Origin of the sequence: Prochlorococcus marinus str. MIT 9314 (genome assembly GCF_000760035.1) — a bacterium.
In the GTDB taxonomy this organism is placed as follows: Bacteria; Cyanobacteriota; Cyanobacteriia; order PCC-6307; family Cyanobiaceae; genus Prochlorococcus_A; species Prochlorococcus_A marinus_B.
The window spans coordinates 92,090-108,143 of record NZ_JNAO01000008.1 but is presented as its reverse complement, the minus strand read 5'-3'; the positions used below and the strand labels follow the sequence as shown (position 1 = coordinate 108,143).

The window sequence follows — 16,054 nt, the reverse complement described above, 5'->3', positions numbered from 1 at the left end:
AATTCCATATTATTGAATTAATAAATTCACCCTAGTTTATTTCAATAATTTTTTAGTATCTTTTAAAACAAAAAAACTGACTTTAATATCAGTTATTTACTTTAAGGCCACAAAAAAAACATATTAACCTCTAATATGGAACTTTATAAGAATCATTTTGCAGATTGGAGAAAAAATTCCAGAATTTTCTTTACTGGATCAAAATGGAGTTAAAAGATCAAATAAGGGTTTAAAAACCCCCCTTGTTTTGTTTTTTTATCCAAAAGATGATACGCCGGGTTGCACTATAGAAGTTTGCGGATTTAGAGATAAATATGACTTATTTAAAGTATTAGGGGCACAAGTTTGGGGAGTAAGTAATGGAAGTACCTCAAGTCATTTGGCATTTGCTAATAAAAATAAATTACAATATCCATTACTTTGTGATACGAATGACTCTCTAAGGAAAACTTTTAAAGTTCCTAAAGTATTAGGTTTCATGGATGGTAGGGTAACTTACGTTATTGATCGCAAAGGAACAGTTAGGCATATTTTTAGAGATTTATTGAATGGTCCTGAACACATTAAAGAGGCTATTAGAGTACTTAAGGAAATTCAAAATCAATAAATTATTATTCAAAGAACTTTAGATTAATTAGTTTTGTTTTATTATAGTTTCAGCTTTTTTTTAATATATGGAGAAAATGGGAATGCAGGCTGTTGATCTTGCTATTCAAAATGGAGTGGATCTTGACGGTACTCCAATCCCTCAGAAAATGCTAGATCTATACAATAGAATTATGGATGAGGAGAATAAAAGAAAAAGGAGTGGTGTTAAAAAATCAATGAGAAATAGATGCGTCAAAACGGGTTCTAAGCATTTTGATAAAGAAACATTGAATCAATTATTAATAGACTCGGGATGGGAAGGTCTCAAAGAAAAGGAAATTTTATTTTTTTATAACTAAAAAAAATTTTAAATTATCTTAAAAATAATATATGGGATTTTTTTACTTAAATTAAAAAACTTAGAACTAACAAAATATTTTTTAGATCTAATTTTTTGAATTATTTAAACCATCCTTTTTTGGTAGTGGATATTCTTTTCTCTTTTTCAGCTTTTGTTTTATTACTTGCTTTTTTGAAAGCCAAGTTGGCTTCTATAACTGTAACTATTGATATGAAAAAAAGACCAGAAATTCCAATTATTTGTTCATTTTGAGAAGGCTCAGAATCACCTTGTAAAAAAATACCTAAAGCGAACCAAGCAGTACTAGCAGTGAGGGTAAAAAAATAGGGTTTCCATCTTCTTTGATATAAGTAACCCGATCCTAAACCAGGAAGAAAATTTAAAAAAGACGCTACCCACCCTTTTGAAGATGCAAGTATTTCGTCTCTTGAGGGATATGACATTTATATTAGGTATTTATTAAATGCGAATTTATATAAGCAAAAGATATTGCTGCACAGATTACCCAACTAAAGGGTAAGAACATTCTTATTTTTTCTTTGTTGTTATTCATTTTTTAATTATGGAAAATATTTTTAAAATCTGTGGATTTATTATATCCCTTAAAACTATAAGAATTAAAAAAGACGGTTTTTAACCGTCTTTGAAAAAAGTAATTTCTCTAAAAATAAATTATTTATCTTTTGAGGCTGAGAGTACTTTAAGTTCTTTTTTTACTTCTTTTTCTCTCTCTTCAAGATGTTTTAGTTGAGCTTTAAAAGCATCTTCAAGTCTTACTTTTTGTGTTTTAATTTCATCAAGCTCTTCTTGATGTTGGTTTTTCTTTAACTCCTTCATTTCACTATCGGAAATAACATATACAGGGCGATATGAAGGTGTTTCAAAAAGAAGATCAAACATTGAATACATAAGTGACCTTTGAATTAGTACAAATTAAATATCTGATAATTCTTTGAAATATGAAAGGATAAATACCGAAGATATTGATACGGCAAATACACCGAATTTCGGTTTACCTAACTTAACCGCCCAGTATTTACCGATCGAATTTTAAGGTATGTTTTAAAGTATTAAGGAGATGATTCTAAAGATCTAAATCAAAAAGAACTAAAAATGGATTTAAAAATTACTAAAACATTAGTAATCCCATCCAACGAAATTAAGTGGCGATTTTCCAGATCCTCCGGTCCTGGAGGACAAAATGTAAATAAAATTGAAAGCAGAGTAGAGATTATTTTTAATTTAGAAGATTCCAAAGTATTAAATGATTATCAGAAAGAAATTCTTAAGAGAAACTTGAAAAATAAATTAGTGAATAATAGCTTACGTTTAGCGGTTCAAGAACACAGAAATCAATTATTAAATAGGCAGCTAGCTTTAATGAAATTTAGTTCAATAATAAAAAATGCTTTAAATAAACCTTTTAAATTAAGAAAATATACACAACCCACTAAAGCATCACAAAAGATAAGAGTTGAGGTTAAGAAAAAACGTGGCGAATTGAAAAAAAGTAGACAAAAAGAAAAAACATATCAAATTTGAATAAACTAAATAAATATTTCCCTCGCAAATTGTAATGAAAGCATATTATTAATTTAATTTCATTTTGGATTTTTGAATACAACTAATGATTTCTGGTTAATTGACTCCAATTTTGTAGGGGTGATGCGTTTCTACAAAGATATAGATAATTCTGATAAATCTATTGATTATATGTTTATTGAAGAAGGAATTATTATGGGAATACATGGTGAAAATCCTCCATTAATGAAAACTAGAAAAAAAATTGTTATTGAAGAAGCAAGATTATTATGGCAAAAATTGTTAAATGAAGGTTGGCAAAAAACTAATAAAAAATGGTGAGGAAATTCTACAAAAACCTTTTTTAATTTCAGAAAATAAATGAACCTTTAGGGTATAGCCTGGAAATTTTTTTCTCCTGTAAATATTTCTTTTTTTTGATGTCGTTTTCATATCTTCTCAACATCATTAGATAGTTTGTAACTCCAAAAATTATTAAAAACACAATAAACCTTATTCCTGCCTCAAAGTTCATATGAATATTAAGCTTTATTTTAATATGACAATTACTAATCAAAAATCAATCCGTATTTATATCTAATTAAAACGTCTAGTAAAAATCTTCTTTGATTTTACTGTATAAAAAATACATAACAAAAGTAATATTAAAATTGCACTAAAGCTTCCGATTGGGTTCGGAACATTTTGTGTAGAAGGCCCTGCTAAAAAAGAAGGTGTATTTTCTTTGAATTCTATTAATCCGTTATTCAATAAAAACCAAATGCCCACAAGTCCTCCATGAATTCCTATGCAATTCCATAAAGAACCTTTATCTCTAATTTTTACTAATGATAGAAATATCCCAAGTAAAATAAATCCCAAACGTAATCCTGCTATGTCCCAAAAGATCTCATTTGATAAATTATGAACGAAGCTAAAAATTATAGCTTGCAAACATATTGATATTTTTGTGCCATATTCAAATTTTAATTCTTCAAGTAACCAGCCTCTAAAAATTATTTCCTCTGCGAATCCAACACCTAATCCCAGTATAATGGAATTTAACAATATTATTGGCGAGAATTCACCTATCCAAGAAATATAATTTTTTTGCAATAGTGGTACCAGAATTAGAATTATTAAAACTAAAGCAAATAAAATACCTTGAGAAAAATTGACAAAGTTTTTTAAGAATTTGTCTTTTGTTATCCCAAGAATTATCCAAGCACTTGATTTGTTTCTTTTGATATAAAACCAATATGGAAGTAAAAGGATAAAAAGTAAGAAAGTAATAATAGTACCAATTAAGGATAAATTTTCTTTTTCAAAATTAAACAATAAAAGTGGCTGAGATAAAGCCCAGCCAATGCCATAAAGAATAGGAATAAAAAATATAGTGGATAAAAATCTTGGTCTTAAAAGAAAAAAACTTCTAATTAGTATCATTACATTTTTCATTTTAATTTGAATATCAATTAACCCCAGCCTTTGCCTTTTAATATTCTAACTACTTGTTCAAAAAGTTTTAGCTTTTTCTTCTTACTATAGTTTATGTTATTTGAAAGAATAGATAAATCTTTATAAAATTGCCGAGTTATTTTATCTTCTTTATCACTAGGCCATAGTAAGTCTGAGCCCTCTTCATATTCTTCTTTATATCTCTCTTTAATCAAATGTTTTTTTATATCGTAATAATTTAAATTTTACTTATTGCAAATGCTTAAAAGTGATGTTTATTAAATTTGTGTATTTATTTAAAATTTATGCTTATTAATCTTTCAACTTTAATTTTTACATTATTATCTCCATTGCTTATTTTTGCAGTAATAGTATCTGTTTACTTATATCATTAGGAAGTATTTATCAAATAAACTTAATTAATTTAAGGGTGTATTATGCCTACTTTTTCTAATACAAATGATAAAACTGCAATTACCGCCATTAATGTTAAGATCTTGTTCTTTTTGATGAAATCCATAATGAATATTGATAATCTATTTATTGAATTCTTATATAGAAGAATAAATAATTTAAATCATTATATCAATTACGATGGAGTCAATATATTTAGGAGATTTAGTTCCCTCAATAGCTTCTTCTAAAAAGATTATTGAAAAATATTATAAAGGTATAAAGGAGGGGGGATTTTATGAAGAACCTACTGGCAGAGATTTTAATTATCCTAATTGGTAAATATGCTTACTACAAAAATAACTTTTGCCTTGGCAGATTGGATTAGAGGGTGGCGTAAGTGCTGGGATAAGAATCCTTCTATTGATGAGTGTGTACAGTTTGTTGAGTGGAAATTAGAAGATTATAAACTTTCTGATAGTGATAAAAGAATAATTGAATCTATTTTGCTTTATGAATCTGAATAACTAAGGATTATAGACTTTAAATTTTAGATTTATCTATAAAAAACAAAGAATCATTAAAATCCTCTTACAAATTAAGAAAAAAGTAAATCAGCATATTTACGGATTTACTGAAAATATAAAAAGGAGTAATTTATAGATGTTGAGTTCGGAGGCAATCTAAATGATTGATAGTCCGCCTGAAATTTAGTAAATTCCAAAATATAGGAAGCGTATTCCTGAGAATGGGATTATTCGAAAATTAAAGTTCAATCAATTAGTCTGATAAGACTTCGCTTTATAATTACTAGCGACAATAGGGACTTAAATTATAGAAAGAAATCCCCGAATTCACGTATTCTAGGTTTATGAGTAAATAGACTTTAAAATATGTAATCTTATATCCTGTAAGAAGGAAATCAAATATTAAAAAGGACTGTATAAGCAGTCCTTTTTTTGTTTAACAAAATACTTCTAAACTATACTTCTTTTTGGATAATATGGATAAATAAAGTGATTAAAAATATTTCAAAATGAAAGATCAATTCTTGTTTCCGAAAATTGAAGTACGTGAAAAGGGGTTTTTACAAGTAAGTGATATTCATACTATTTATTGGGAAAGATCTGGTAATCCAAAAGGCAAAAAAATTCTTGTTATTCATGGAGGTCCAGGAGGAGGAAGTCAACCAAGATATAGAAGATACTTTGACCCAGATAAATTCGATATTATTCAATTTGACCAAAGAGGTTGCGGTTCTTCAAGTCCTTTCTCCGAATTAAAAGAAAATACTACCAATCACTTAGTTGATGATATTGAGAAATTAAGGATCCTTTTAAAAATAGATAGTTGGCATTTGTTTGGTGGATCTTGGGGCTCAACACTTTCACTTATATATGCGATTAAAAATCCCTCAAGAGTTATCAGCTTAACTTTGCGAGGAATATTTTTATGTAGAAAGTTTGAATTATTGTGGTTCTATCAATATGGTGCAAGTGAGATATTCCCCGATGAATTTGAAGAATATATTTCTGTAATACCAAAAGAAGAAAGAAATGATTTAATAAGTTCTTTTTATAAATATCTAACATCATCAGATGCAAATCTTAGATCAAAAGCAGCAGCAGCTTGGACAAAATGGGAACTCTCAACAAGTCATTTAATAAATAAAAAATTTGATTTTGATAAGTCTGAAGTTAATTCTTTTTCAGATGCCTTTGCAAGGATCGAATGTCATTATTTTATTAATAATATTTTCTTAGAGGATGATTTTATTTTGAAAAATATAAAAACAATAGAATCGATTCCAACAAAAATAATTCAGGGGAGGTATGACGTAGTATGTCCTGTTAGGAGTGCTTGGGATCTAAATAAAAAATTAAAGAATTCTGAATTAATTATTGTTGATGATGCTGGTCATTCAATGAGTGAAAAAGGTATTACTATCGAACTAATAAAAGCTGTAAAAGGAATTCAAAATCGCTAAAAGAGAGAATATTCCTTTAAAAATTAAAGGCCATTATCTTCAATATTTTGTGCAATACTCCTAAGAAGTTCGACGATATCAGAATCTTGGCATTTAGTATCTTCTTTGAGCAAAATGCACTCGTCTCTAATACTTACATTAGTACTCCACCATATACCTGAACTATTGGTATCGTCCCATTCAAATCTTTCAGACATAATTAATAAAATCTAATAAATACATTAAAGCTTGCATTAGTTCATCGTGGATTTATATATCTAATTTCAACATTTAAAAAGCTTTCCTTGGCGCTAAAAAGAATCTAGAAATTTTTGACAATAAAATTTAGAAATCTAATTTCAGTTCGTATTGTTTTCCCTTTTCATTAGAAACAGTTTTTTTATTATTTATATTTTTTCTAAGCCTTTTTCTAGAGCCATGCTTTAAATAAATTTCTTTTGAGATATCCCAATATCCATCCTTTTTAGTGATTTCCTGGATTTTCTTCTTTGCAGTTTTAGTGCTATTTGTGATGTCAATTATTGGTCTTATGTAATTAATTTTTTCATATTCTTCTTGATTAAATCTAGATAATAGCCATGGTTCATGAATGAAATTAAGTGATATATCCTTTAATTCTGGTATCCATTTTTTTATAAATTTTCCTTGCGGATCATGATCTTTTCCCTGCTTAATAGGATTATAAATTCTATTAGTATTTATAGAAGTAGTTCCAGATTGCATTTGGCATTGGTTCCAATGTATTCCAGGCTCATAATCTACAAATTTATTTGCTAATTCAGAACCTGAATCTTGCCATGGTAGCCATAAATTATAGCTAGCAAAAGACATTAACATCGCTCTCATCCTGAAGTTAATCCATCCATTGCAATTTAATGAACGCATACATGCATCTACAAAAGGAAAGCCCGTATTACCTGAACTCCATGAATAAAGTAATTCATTATTTTTTTCTCTAATATTTTTAAAAAAAGGATGGTATTCCCTAAACTCTAGTTCTGGTTCACTTTCAAGTTTCTGAATAAAATGACAATGCCAAGTTAATCTGCTTTTTAACATCCTTGAATTATTGTTTTTTGATATATTTGCTTTTTTAAAAATTTCTTTTAATGAAATGCATCCCCAACAAATGTATGGTGATAGTCTTGTACAACTATCAAATGATTTTTCTGGGCTAGATATATCTTTTGAATAAGAATCTAATTTATTACTAAAGAAGTATTGCATTCTCTCTAAACCTTTCTTTCTCCCACCTTGCATTCTTCCTGGACAAGTTTCTTCTTTAAAGGTAAAAATTTCGTCTGAGGGTATTTCTCCAATATTAAAGTTAATAGAATTAATTTTTAATGGAGCTTTTAGTAAGTTTTTTTGGGAATTTTCTTGCCACTTTTTAGACCAATTATTTCTATCTAAATTTCCTCTAAAAACTGAAAATTGTAGAAATTCCTTCCAAATAATATTTTTGCTTAAAGCCCATTCTCTTACTTTTTGATCTCTTTTATAAGTAAGCCAATCTCCGGTTTCTTGATGGCTATATATACCTTTGATTTTAAATTTTGTACTAATTTCATCAAAAATATTAATAACATTGCCAGTCCTAATAATTAATGGTTGTCCAATCTCAGCAAGTGCATTTCTTAAATCTATTAAACTTTCTTTGCAAAATTGCCATTGTCTATCTGAATGAGTATTTTGGCTCCAAATATCTAACTCAATAATATAAATAGGTAAAATATCGTTATCTTTTATAGCCTCACAAAGAGCTTCGTTATCAAAAATTCTTAAATCTTTCTTAAACCATAAGATATTTATTTCTTTCATAATTTTTTGTTTTAATCCTAGAAAACTAAGATTAAGTTTGTAGGTAAAAAATATAAAAAATTTTAGAATAACTAAAAATCAAAAAAATGAAAATAACAAAAATACTTTGGGAGGATAATTATGAGATTGCTTTATTAAGTTTAAATACAAAATTTGTTCAAGGTTTAAAGAATGGAAGTCTCCCTAAAAATATATTTCAAGAATATTTAGCTCAAGATTATTTCTTTTTAGAGACTTTTGCTAAGGCTTATGGTCTTGCTGTTTCCAAATCAAAAGATAAGTACTCAATAAGGAAGTTAAGTGAACTGTTAATGGGTGTTTCAGAGGAGTTAATACTTCATGAAACGTATGCAAGAGAATGGGATATTGATTTGTCTAATAACTATATAAAAAAAGCCACTAAAAATTATACAGATTTTCTTGATGATACTTCCAAAAGACTTAACTCCGTTGAAATAATGTTTGCAATGACTCCATGTATGCGACTTTATTCTTGGATAGGAAAAAGTTTGTATAAGGAGGATTTTGACATTAAATATAAAGAATGGATAATTACTTATTCTGATGAGAGCTTTGAAAAGCTAGCAGATTCACTTGAAAATCTTATTGAGACTAATAAAGAAACATATGATATTAATCAGGCAAAATATTTATACAGGAGAGCTATGGAATTGGAGTTAGATTTTTTTAATGCATATTCAGATTTCTGATTTAAATTAAAATTTATTTATAGTACTTTCAAAAACGAGTTAATAAATTATGTATTCTAAAATTGCACTTTCAATAGGCGGTAGTGACTCCGGGGGTGGAGCAGGCATACAGGCTGACTTGAGAACTTTCATGGCCCTTAAAGTACATGGATGTTCTGTTATTACATGTATTACCGCTCAAAATAGTATAGAGGTTACATGCGTTCAACCAGTAGAGAAGAATACTTTATTAAATCAATTAGATACTTTATTTTCTGATTTTGGTATTGATGCCTTAAAAACTGGAATGTTATTAAATGAAAGGATAATTAATGATACTGCTTCAAAAATAAATACATACCAAATAACTAAAATTATTGACCCAGTAATGGTTACAAGAACTGGTTCTAAATTACTGGAAGATTCTGCTATTAATGCTTATAAAAAACTCTTATTACCAATTGCTGATTTGGTAACTCCAAATATTTATGAAGCGAATCTTCTTTCTGGTTTAGAAATAAGGAGTAGAGAAGATATCGAAAATTCAGCAAGAAAAATTATTGGTCTTGGAGCTAAAGCGGTACTTATAAAAGGTGGCGGTTTAAAAGATATGAAAGGGAAGGATTTTTTCCTTGATTTAAATGGTAGAAAAGAGTGGCTATTTAATAATTTTATAAATACAAAAAATACCCATGGTAGCGGCTGTACTTTGAGTGCTGCTATTTGTGGTTACAAGGCTTTAGGTTTTGATCTATTTGATTCCATAAAAAAAGCCAAATTATTTGTTGAGAAATCTTTAGACAATTCTTATAAAATAGGATCTGGCCCTGGTCCCTTAGGCCATCATTAATTATTTATTGAAGTGGAGTTAGAACCACCATTTTCTGTAAGGCTTTTTTAAAAATAAGATTTCTTCAGTCTCCCATCCTCCCTCTAACCACTCAAGATGCTCAAGTAATAAAGACTCACTTTCCCTTTTGCTTAATTGCCCAATTCTATTAGCAATACCATCGAACCTTACTTTCATCAATTCCTCAATCTTGATGTTATTCATAGGTTAAATAATAAATTTTTTCTACTCTTACTTGTATACATTTTCTTGTCAACGATTTAATTTTATTTGTTTACTAGCAGTTCTTAAATATGTATTAAATACAACTGTTTGAAATAGATAGTAATTAAGACTTATTCACATAGATTTAATTAAAGACTAATTTATATGAAAATACTTTAATTATGAATAAAGAAGAAACAGCAAAGCAAAAAACCATTTTAAATGTAGGCTATTGTGAAACGACCTCTGAATGGCTCAATAGAATCATTACTGAACTGGCAGATGAAAATAAAAATTTTGTAGATTTGTCAGTTATTTGTGCTTAATTTTTTAGAAAATATAGTTTATTTTGATTTATTTTCAGTTAGCTTTTAAGCATAAGAGAAATTTAAAAGATATTTTTGTGATGTGAATCCTAATAAAAAAAACATAGAAATAATTAAACAATTCAATTTATCTCCTCATCCTGAGGGTGGATGGTTTAGAGAGATTGTAAGAAGTGAGAATTCTCTAATAAGGGAAGATGGTCAAAGTAGAAACTTTATTACGGGAATTTATTATCTTTTGGAGAGAGATGCGAAAAGTGCTTGGCACAGAGTAAAAAATGCTGATGAAATTTGGATTTATTTAAGGGGCGATCCTCTGAATTTATGGTGCCTAGATAATGATAATAAGTTAATAAGAAATTTAATTTTAGATTCCAATAATCCAGTAGAAATGATCCCATCTGGATATTGGCAAGCTGCAAAAAGTACAGGCGAATTTACTTTAGTGAGTTGTTGTGTTGGCCCTGGCTTTGATTTTAAGGATTTTGAATTACTCAGAAATACAAATCATACTTCTAGATTGGATAAAGCAATTAATGATCTTATTTGAGATATTTTTTTGTTTATATTTTTGAAATTATCCTCTAGATTTATAAGGTTACTCAATCAATCTATATTTAATGAATCAAAATTCTGTCAAAACAATTGGTATTAATGATGAACCAAGAAAAGATTCACACTTAGTATATGTCAATCAGGCTGATGGATTAAAAGGCATCCTTAATAGGGATTTTGATGAATGGTCTAATTTTGATGGTTGGGAAAGTATTTCAGTTCAGCAATGGATTTTTTCTAGAGCTTTAGAGGTTTTCAGAGGTAAGAAAATTGATATTAAATGCGACTGTTGTGAACATAATGATTTAATCCCAAATGATTTTGAGAGTATTAAAAAAGAAAAATGTTTTGGTAAAAAAAGTGCTTACATGATTGAAAAAGTTGTAGATGAAATTGTATTAGCTAAGGTAAGAAGAGAAAGTGATGGAACATATTCTGCGTAAGATTCATAAATATCTATAGAGTGAAAAATCTTTTATTTACCATTGAAAATTATCAGAAGAACCAATCGTTAAATTTTTAGTGGACATCTTATGGAACTTAAAGTGTACCGAATCACTGAACTCCTTTTCATCTGAGTAATTCACAAGATCTACTGGGTCGATGTTTGCATCGAACCATGCATCATATTCAATATGGTTTGGTTCAGCAAAATAACTCATATCCAATTAATAGCTTTCAAAAAACATATAAACGGTACATGCGATACCAAATTAACTTTCTTAATTTTTAGATAATCCATATTTTTAACTTGTTTATCGAGATTAGTTGCTAAAAAGATAGGAGAATTATCTATAAATTAATGTCTCTTGAAACTACTGTTTTCACATTTAAACTTTCAAATACATTTGAGGAGTGGGTAAAAATGTTTGATAGTCCAGAGATAGATGCATTTCATAAAACGGTAGGCCTTACTCCTTTATATCGTGGCAAAAGTTTAATAGATCCAAAAGAAGTGATTGTTATTCATCAAGCAGAAGAAGGTGTGGCTAAGCATGTTTTTTCAGATCCAGAAACCATCAAGAATATAGAATCTGGAGGGCATATTTATAGCACAACGAAAATTACAAGTTGGGTTTCTGAGTAGTCGAAACATTAACTATTTAAACCTATGCAAATAATGCGAAACAGGATTTCCGTATAAGATTTTTAAAACAAAATTAGGTTATATCAGAGTTTAAAGATAAGAGTATTAACTAATTAGTTCGACTAAATTAGTAATAAGAATCTAAGTGCTAGAGGTAACCATAGACATAGAAGAAGCATTAGTAAAATAGTAATAGCATGGATATTTGGAATGTAATGCTCTTTTAAAATTTGTGTTTTCATAATTTATCTCGCTTTCTTAAGTTTGATTTCTCTTCTGATAAGCAATGCTATAACTACAACACACATGTTTATTAGAAATATGTCTAATGGCATTTAATAAAAAAGTCTCTATTTAATTAATAGCAAGATTTTTGATCTACGAATCAAAAAATGATTACTAATATTTATTGGCTTAAAAAACGACTTTAAAAATTAAATTTATGCTTAAATATCTGAGAATTTTTAACTATTAAATGGCTTATTCAGAAACAAGAATAGTAATAGGCGGTTTAGCTCATGTACCTGTTCTTATTTTTATAGCCAATTTTACTAAAGGTAAGTTTGGAATTAAAACTGAAGAGACAAAAGATACTGTAGTTAAAGGAGAGCCAGTTAAAATTATAGAGGTAAAAGATACTGTATTTAAAGAAGGAAAAGCAGAAGCTATAAAAGAAATCTCAAATAAGCTGGACAGTATTGAACAGAAGGTTGATGAGATTTATGAAAAGGTAAAGAAGAAAAAGAAAGATAAGAAGAAGAAAAAAAATAACTAGATTGAGATCCTATCAAGCATCAATACATCTTGAGCTTGGATTGTATCTCTCTTATCTTCGTCTTCGGAATCTTGATAAGATTCAATTTCAGCTTGAATTTTTCTCTTGTAAACTCCTTTGATGTAGTCCATTTCTCGTTTTTCTTTGTCCAGAATTGAGAATGGTGATCTTTTTAAGTTCATAACTTTCTCCTATATAAATAAAATTTAATCAGCTCCAGTTTTTATCAGATTCAACAAAGTTATCCAATGTTTGCTGATTTCTGATTTCTTCCTCAAGAAGTTCTTCTTCTGATCTTTCTTCAATCTCAGATTTATAATCTTCTTTTAGTGTGGATTTGGTAGACATTTGCTCAATACGGCTACATCTATGTTCTAACTAGTTAGTGAGGCCATTCGACTAATAAATATGTACGGTTTGAGGTACTCTAATATACGGATAAAGGATCAACAATTGAATTTAAATATGGGTAAAATGTAAAGAAATTTTGATCAATTTTTGCCTTTAAGAATCATCAAAAAAGGTAGACCAATAAGCATCAAACTCCCATCAATTAATAAAAAAGTATTTAGGTTCATTTATCCATTCCTGTGGGAGTATCCCAATTGAAGGAAATCCCTTTATTAATTGGTTGTTTTTTCATATCATCCATCTCTTTTCTGATTTTGTTGTAGTAGGCCAACTCCTCTGGATCATCAGAACCAAGACCATAATTCATTGTTGCTGCAATATATATTTTGTGCATCCGGTATGACGATAGTGCCATTACTAAAGACAAATTATATTTAATATATTCGAATTCTATTTAAAATGCTGATCTATGAGATCTCAGTTACTTTAATCAAATGCTCAAGTGCCCTCGTCGGGACTTGAACCCGAGACCTCTCCCTTACCAAGGGAGTGCTCTACCGCTGAGCTACAAGGGCAATTTTAAAGTGGGCCGGGTTGGATTTGAACCAACGTAGGCAGAGCCAGCGGATTTACAGTCCGCCCCCTTTAACCACTCGGGCACCGACCCCCACTATTTGAACTTATCAGTTAATGGTCACTTTGTGTGAAAATGTTTTGGTTTTTTTGTTTCTTTCTAGATAGCATTTAATAGAAAAGACTTTATTGATGATGAATATCTTATTGATAAATGGACCAAATCTAAATCTTTTGGGAACTAGAGAACCTGAAATATATGGCAATAAAACATTGAGTGATATAGAAAAAGATTTAACTAAAGTTGCTAAAGAAAAAAGTATTAATCTTGAATGTTTTCAAAGTAATCACGAAGGAGAAATAGTAGATAAAATTCAGGAGTCTGTAAAAAGTATTCAAGGAATTCTTATAAATGCTGGCGCTTTTACTCATACCTCGATTTCTATTCGTGATGCTTTAATTGGATCAAAAATTCCGTTTGTAGAGTTACATATTTCAAATATTTTCAGTAGAGAAGATTTTCGTAAAGAATCTTTTCTTACAGATAAAGCTATAGGAATTATTAGTGGATTTGGCATATCAAGTTATTCCTTAGCTCTTGAAGGAATCATTGGATATTTAAGTAGTAAAGATTAAATGCTAATTGATTTCAAAAGACCCACTTCACATATTAAATATTTATCTTCATTTACCTCAGGTGAGTGGATCAAACTCGCATTATCTAATCCAATCGATATTCTTATTGACCATGCTCATTGTGAAAGAAAAGCAGCAGGAGTAGCTATTCAATTGATGTTTAGATATCCATCTGAACCAAATTTAGCTGAAGTTCTAAGTCCAATAGCGAGAGAGGAATTAGAGCATTTTGAAAAAATACTTTATTTTTTAAAGGACCTTGGACATTCTCTTGAGTCCTTAAAACCGCCTCCATATGGAGCTGAATTGTCCAAGAATATAAGAAAGGAAGAGCCCAATAGAATGCTTGATAGTTTCTTAATAGCAGGACTTATTGAAGCAAGAAGTCATGAAAGATTAAGCTTGCTTGCTCTTAATTCTGAAGATAAATCGTTTAAATCCCTTTATGAGTCTCTGCTTGAGAGTGAGGCAAGACATTTTGGAGCTTACTGGAAACTAGCGCAAACTAAATTCTCTAAAAATCAAACTTTCAAAAGGTTAGAGGAATTGTCTGAAATTGAGTCATCAATACTAGCTGAAACTTTTGTATTGCCAAGGGTACATAGCTAAAGTTAACAAAATAAAAATGTTAATAAACAAGTTCTTAAGTTTACTTAATCGATATAAAACTGATTTACCAACATTCACCATCGTTGGTGTAGGCCCTGGAGATCCATCGCTTTTAACAATTGCTGCTGTGGATGCAATAAAAAAAGCGAAAGTTATAGTTTTCCCAATATCAGATGATAATAAAAAGAGTTTCGCTGCGGAAATAGTCAAGAAGTACACCAAATTTAAAAAAAATATTCCTATCATCTTTCCAATGGCTAGGAAGGATTTTGATCCAGATGAAATATGGTCTAATGCTGTAGAAAAAATTGTGAAATTTATACAAAATGGCGAATCAGTTGTTTTACTTTGTCTTGGAGATACTTCACTATTTGCAAGTTCTTCTAATATTTTGAGGTTAATAAAAATTAATCATGCCGAAATTATTACCAAAACAGTACCTGGTATTTCTTCTATTTCAGCAGCAGCAGCTTTGAATGATTTTGATTTGGCAAAAAAAGGCGAGACATTGATCATCAAAGAATGCCCTTCTTCAGAATCTGAATTAACAACCCTTATTAGTGAAAGTAAGGCAAATAAAACGGTATTGGCAATTATGAAAGTTGGCAAAAGATGGAATTTAGTCAGGGAAATTTTAAAAAAAGAGGATATCATCAATACATCATTAATAGCTTTAAGTGTTGGGATGCCTGATCAAATTGTTCAATATGCATCACAATATAAAAAGGAATTTATGCCTTATTTCTCTTTGATTTTGATAAGGTTCGATTAATGTATAAAAAAGAAAAATTAATTGAAAATCAATTTACATGGCCAATATGTAAGGATCTATTATTTTTTGTTCTCGAAGATAGGGTTAGTGATATTTTTGTTTGTGAATTGGTTTGGGAAAGACTTTTTTATACCAAAGAACTCTCTATAAATGATTGGGCCTTTAGCGCATTAACTCCTTCTTATTGGTCAGAAAAATTTGAAAAAGCTCCACAAATCATTTCAGAGCGACCAGCCTCAGTACATTTGACTCGATCAATTCCAAAAGACTATAAACAAGGATTAAAAAATTTTCTTAATTTTAAAGGTTATAAGATTAATGAACTCTATCCAAGAAGAACTAGAAGAGCGACGGCAGTAAATTGGTTGATTTATTGGGCGATTGAAAATGATTGTTTTTCAAAAGATAGTGGATTATTGCCAAGTCCTAGTTCACCACCTGTAAATCCAGTTAAAGGACATTCTGGTGATCCAGAAATTAAATAAGTTTTTTTGAAAA

Annotated in this window: 29 protein-coding genes and 2 tRNA genes; 18 read left to right on the top strand and 13 right to left on the bottom strand. The window is 29.2% G+C overall.

The window, feature by feature from the left end; all coding sequences use genetic code 11:
* Window positions 1-157 precede the first annotated feature (157 nt).
* Entirely contained in the window at window positions 158-607 is a 450-nt protein-coding gene (locus EU98_RS05150; RefSeq protein WP_080725814.1) for a peroxiredoxin, read from the top strand.
* Between the two features lie 67 nt (window positions 608-674).
* Complete coding sequence (locus EU98_RS05155; RefSeq protein ID WP_025890449.1) at window positions 675-947, top strand: small RNA NsiR4-regulated ssr1528 family protein; 273 nt, start codon at window positions 675-677, stop codon at window positions 945-947.
* A gap of 100 nt (window positions 948-1,047) precedes the next feature.
* On the opposite strand, the gene EU98_RS05160 is transcribed toward EU98_RS05155, so the two are convergent.
* Both EU98_RS05160 and EU98_RS0108900 read right to left on the bottom strand, forming a co-directional pair.
* Window positions 1,048-1,392: a hypothetical protein gene (locus EU98_RS05160; protein WP_032515609.1), complete on the bottom strand. Its 345-nt coding sequence runs from the start codon at window positions 1,390-1,392 to the stop codon at window positions 1,048-1,050.
* A gap of 229 nt (window positions 1,393-1,621) precedes the next feature.
* On the bottom strand, window positions 1,622-1,858 hold the full coding sequence (locus EU98_RS0108900) for a hypothetical protein (protein WP_025914197.1): 237 nt from the start codon (window positions 1,856-1,858) through the stop codon (window positions 1,622-1,624).
* Between the two features lie 204 nt (window positions 1,859-2,062).
* Here EU98_RS0108900 and arfB point away from each other — a divergent pair, with 204 nt between their 5' ends.
* Both arfB and EU98_RS0108895 read left to right on the top strand, forming a co-directional pair.
* Window positions 2,063-2,491, top strand: coding sequence for an alternative ribosome rescue aminoacyl-tRNA hydrolase ArfB (gene arfB, locus EU98_RS05165; protein WP_032515608.1), 429 nt, complete (start codon window positions 2,063-2,065; stop codon window positions 2,489-2,491).
* A 72-nt stretch (window positions 2,492-2,563) separates the two neighbouring features.
* Window positions 2,564-2,812, top strand: a complete 249-nt coding sequence (locus EU98_RS0108895) for a DUF1651 domain-containing protein (protein WP_032515607.1) — start codon at window positions 2,564-2,566, stop codon at window positions 2,810-2,812.
* Between the two features lie 255 nt (window positions 2,813-3,067).
* On the opposite strand, the gene EU98_RS05170 is transcribed toward EU98_RS0108895, so the two are convergent.
* Both EU98_RS05170 and EU98_RS05175 read right to left on the bottom strand, forming a co-directional pair.
* Window positions 3,068-3,916 carry a CPBP family intramembrane glutamic endopeptidase gene (locus EU98_RS05170; protein ID WP_241466385.1) on the bottom strand — a complete coding sequence of 283 codons (849 nt, stop codon included), beginning with the start codon at window positions 3,914-3,916 and terminating at the stop codon, window positions 3,068-3,070.
* A gap of 29 nt (window positions 3,917-3,945) precedes the next feature.
* Complete coding sequence (locus EU98_RS05175) at window positions 3,946-4,143, bottom strand: hypothetical protein (RefSeq protein WP_032515605.1); 198 nt, start codon at window positions 4,141-4,143, stop codon at window positions 3,946-3,948.
* Between the two features lie 379 nt (window positions 4,144-4,522).
* Between EU98_RS05175 and EU98_RS09840 the strand changes: the two genes are divergently transcribed.
* The 3 genes from EU98_RS09840 (at window position 4,523) to pip (ending at window position 6,308) form a co-directional block, all read left to right on the top strand.
* Window positions 4,523-4,663, top strand: coding sequence for a hypothetical protein (locus tag EU98_RS09840; RefSeq protein ID WP_193743007.1), 141 nt, complete (start codon window positions 4,523-4,525; stop codon window positions 4,661-4,663).
* Between the two features lie 2 nt (window positions 4,664-4,665).
* A complete protein-coding gene (locus EU98_RS05180) occupies window positions 4,666-4,848 on the top strand; it encodes a hypothetical protein (RefSeq protein ID WP_032515604.1) in 183 nt (60 codons plus the stop codon).
* A 509-nt stretch (window positions 4,849-5,357) separates the two neighbouring features.
* Entirely contained in the window at window positions 5,358-6,308 is a 951-nt protein-coding gene (gene pip, locus EU98_RS05185) for a prolyl aminopeptidase (protein WP_032515603.1), read from the top strand.
* Window positions 6,309-6,331: 23 nt separating this feature from the next.
* On the opposite strand, the gene EU98_RS09835 is transcribed toward pip, so the two are convergent.
* Window positions 6,332-6,505, bottom strand: a complete 174-nt coding sequence (locus EU98_RS09835; RefSeq protein ID WP_193743006.1) for a hypothetical protein — start codon at window positions 6,503-6,505, stop codon at window positions 6,332-6,334.
* 127 nt (window positions 6,506-6,632) lie between these two features.
* Window positions 6,633-8,129, bottom strand: a complete 1,497-nt coding sequence (locus tag EU98_RS05190) for an FAD-binding domain-containing protein (protein WP_032515602.1) — start codon at window positions 8,127-8,129, stop codon at window positions 6,633-6,635.
* An 86-nt stretch (window positions 8,130-8,215) separates the two neighbouring features.
* Between EU98_RS05190 and EU98_RS05195 the strand changes: the two genes are divergently transcribed.
* The gene (locus tag EU98_RS05195) at window positions 8,216-8,839 is read left to right on the top strand and encodes a TenA family protein (RefSeq protein WP_032515601.1); all 624 of its coding nucleotides are present in this window, start codon (window positions 8,216-8,218) and stop codon (window positions 8,837-8,839) included.
* 49 nt (window positions 8,840-8,888) lie between these two features.
* Window positions 8,889-9,668 (top strand): bifunctional hydroxymethylpyrimidine kinase/phosphomethylpyrimidine kinase, encoded by a 780-nt coding sequence (thiD, locus tag EU98_RS05200; protein WP_032515600.1) that lies wholly within the window; start codon window positions 8,889-8,891, stop codon window positions 9,666-9,668.
* An 18-nt stretch (window positions 9,669-9,686) separates the two neighbouring features.
* On the opposite strand, the gene EU98_RS05205 is transcribed toward thiD, so the two are convergent.
* The gene (locus EU98_RS05205) at window positions 9,687-9,872 is read right to left on the bottom strand and encodes a hypothetical protein (RefSeq protein WP_032515599.1); all 186 of its coding nucleotides are present in this window, start codon (window positions 9,870-9,872) and stop codon (window positions 9,687-9,689) included.
* A 182-nt stretch (window positions 9,873-10,054) separates the two neighbouring features.
* Here EU98_RS05205 and EU98_RS09830 point away from each other — a divergent pair, with 182 nt between their 5' ends.
* From EU98_RS09830 to EU98_RS05215, 3 genes are all read left to right on the top strand, one after another.
* Complete coding sequence (locus EU98_RS09830; RefSeq protein ID WP_179852286.1) at window positions 10,055-10,198, top strand: hypothetical protein; 144 nt, start codon at window positions 10,055-10,057, stop codon at window positions 10,196-10,198.
* An 82-nt stretch (window positions 10,199-10,280) separates the two neighbouring features.
* The gene (locus tag EU98_RS05210) at window positions 10,281-10,748 is read left to right on the top strand and encodes a cupin domain-containing protein (protein WP_025922935.1); all 468 of its coding nucleotides are present in this window, start codon (window positions 10,281-10,283) and stop codon (window positions 10,746-10,748) included.
* A gap of 70 nt (window positions 10,749-10,818) precedes the next feature.
* Window positions 10,819-11,196, top strand: a complete 378-nt coding sequence (locus EU98_RS05215; RefSeq protein ID WP_032515596.1) for a hypothetical protein — start codon at window positions 10,819-10,821, stop codon at window positions 11,194-11,196.
* A 36-nt stretch (window positions 11,197-11,232) separates the two neighbouring features.
* On the opposite strand, the gene EU98_RS05220 is transcribed toward EU98_RS05215, so the two are convergent.
* Entirely contained in the window at window positions 11,233-11,415 is a 183-nt protein-coding gene (locus EU98_RS05220) for a hypothetical protein (protein ID WP_032515731.1), read from the bottom strand.
* Window positions 11,416-11,555: 140 nt separating this feature from the next.
* Here EU98_RS05220 and EU98_RS05225 point away from each other — a divergent pair, with 140 nt between their 5' ends.
* Window positions 11,556-11,840 (top strand): DUF3764 family protein, encoded by a 285-nt coding sequence (locus tag EU98_RS05225; RefSeq protein ID WP_025931405.1) that lies wholly within the window; start codon window positions 11,556-11,558, stop codon window positions 11,838-11,840.
* 475 nt (window positions 11,841-12,315) lie between these two features.
* Window positions 12,316-12,615: a hypothetical protein gene (locus EU98_RS05230; protein WP_032515595.1), complete on the top strand. Its 300-nt coding sequence runs from the start codon at window positions 12,316-12,318 to the stop codon at window positions 12,613-12,615.
* Here the strand turns inward: EU98_RS05230 and EU98_RS05235 are convergent.
* From EU98_RS05235 to EU98_RS05245, 5 genes are all read right to left on the bottom strand, one after another.
* Window positions 12,612-12,797 (bottom strand): hypothetical protein, encoded by a 186-nt coding sequence (locus EU98_RS05235; protein WP_032515594.1) that lies wholly within the window; start codon window positions 12,795-12,797, stop codon window positions 12,612-12,614. The two genes, EU98_RS05230 and EU98_RS05235, sit on opposite strands and share 4 nt — an antisense overlap.
* Window positions 12,798-12,825: 28 nt before the next feature.
* A complete protein-coding gene (locus EU98_RS09825; protein ID WP_193743005.1) occupies window positions 12,826-12,963 on the bottom strand; it encodes a hypothetical protein in 138 nt (45 codons plus the stop codon).
* Window positions 12,964-13,189: 226 nt separating this feature from the next.
* A complete protein-coding gene (locus EU98_RS0108890; protein WP_032515593.1) occupies window positions 13,190-13,381 on the bottom strand; it encodes a hypothetical protein in 192 nt (63 codons plus the stop codon).
* Window positions 13,382-13,469: 88 nt separating this feature from the next.
* Window positions 13,470-13,541: transfer RNA gene (locus tag EU98_RS05240), tRNA-Thr, on the bottom strand.
* Between the two features lie 10 nt (window positions 13,542-13,551).
* Window positions 13,552-13,633 (bottom strand) — tRNA-Tyr (locus EU98_RS05245).
* A gap of 101 nt (window positions 13,634-13,734) precedes the next feature.
* Here EU98_RS05245 and aroQ point away from each other — a divergent pair.
* Genes aroQ through EU98_RS05265 form a run of 4 tightly spaced genes read left to right on the top strand, consistent with a single transcriptional unit; the run spans window position 13,735 to window position 16,041 of the window.
* On the top strand, window positions 13,735-14,175 hold the full coding sequence (gene aroQ, locus EU98_RS05250) for a type II 3-dehydroquinate dehydratase (RefSeq protein WP_032515592.1): 441 nt from the start codon (window positions 13,735-13,737) through the stop codon (window positions 14,173-14,175).
* Window positions 14,176-14,784, top strand: a complete 609-nt coding sequence (locus tag EU98_RS05255) for a tRNA-(ms[2]io[6]A)-hydroxylase (protein WP_032515591.1) — start codon at window positions 14,176-14,178, stop codon at window positions 14,782-14,784. It abuts the gene before it with no gap.
* 16 nt (window positions 14,785-14,800) lie between these two features.
* Window positions 14,801-15,556, top strand: coding sequence for a precorrin-2 C(20)-methyltransferase (locus tag EU98_RS05260; RefSeq protein ID WP_032515590.1), 756 nt, complete (start codon window positions 14,801-14,803; stop codon window positions 15,554-15,556).
* Complete coding sequence (locus tag EU98_RS05265; RefSeq protein ID WP_032515589.1) at window positions 15,556-16,041, top strand: DUF1823 family protein; 486 nt, start codon at window positions 15,556-15,558, stop codon at window positions 16,039-16,041. Before EU98_RS05260 ends, EU98_RS05265 begins: the two co-directional genes overlap by 1 nt.
* Window positions 16,042-16,054 lie beyond the last annotated feature (13 nt).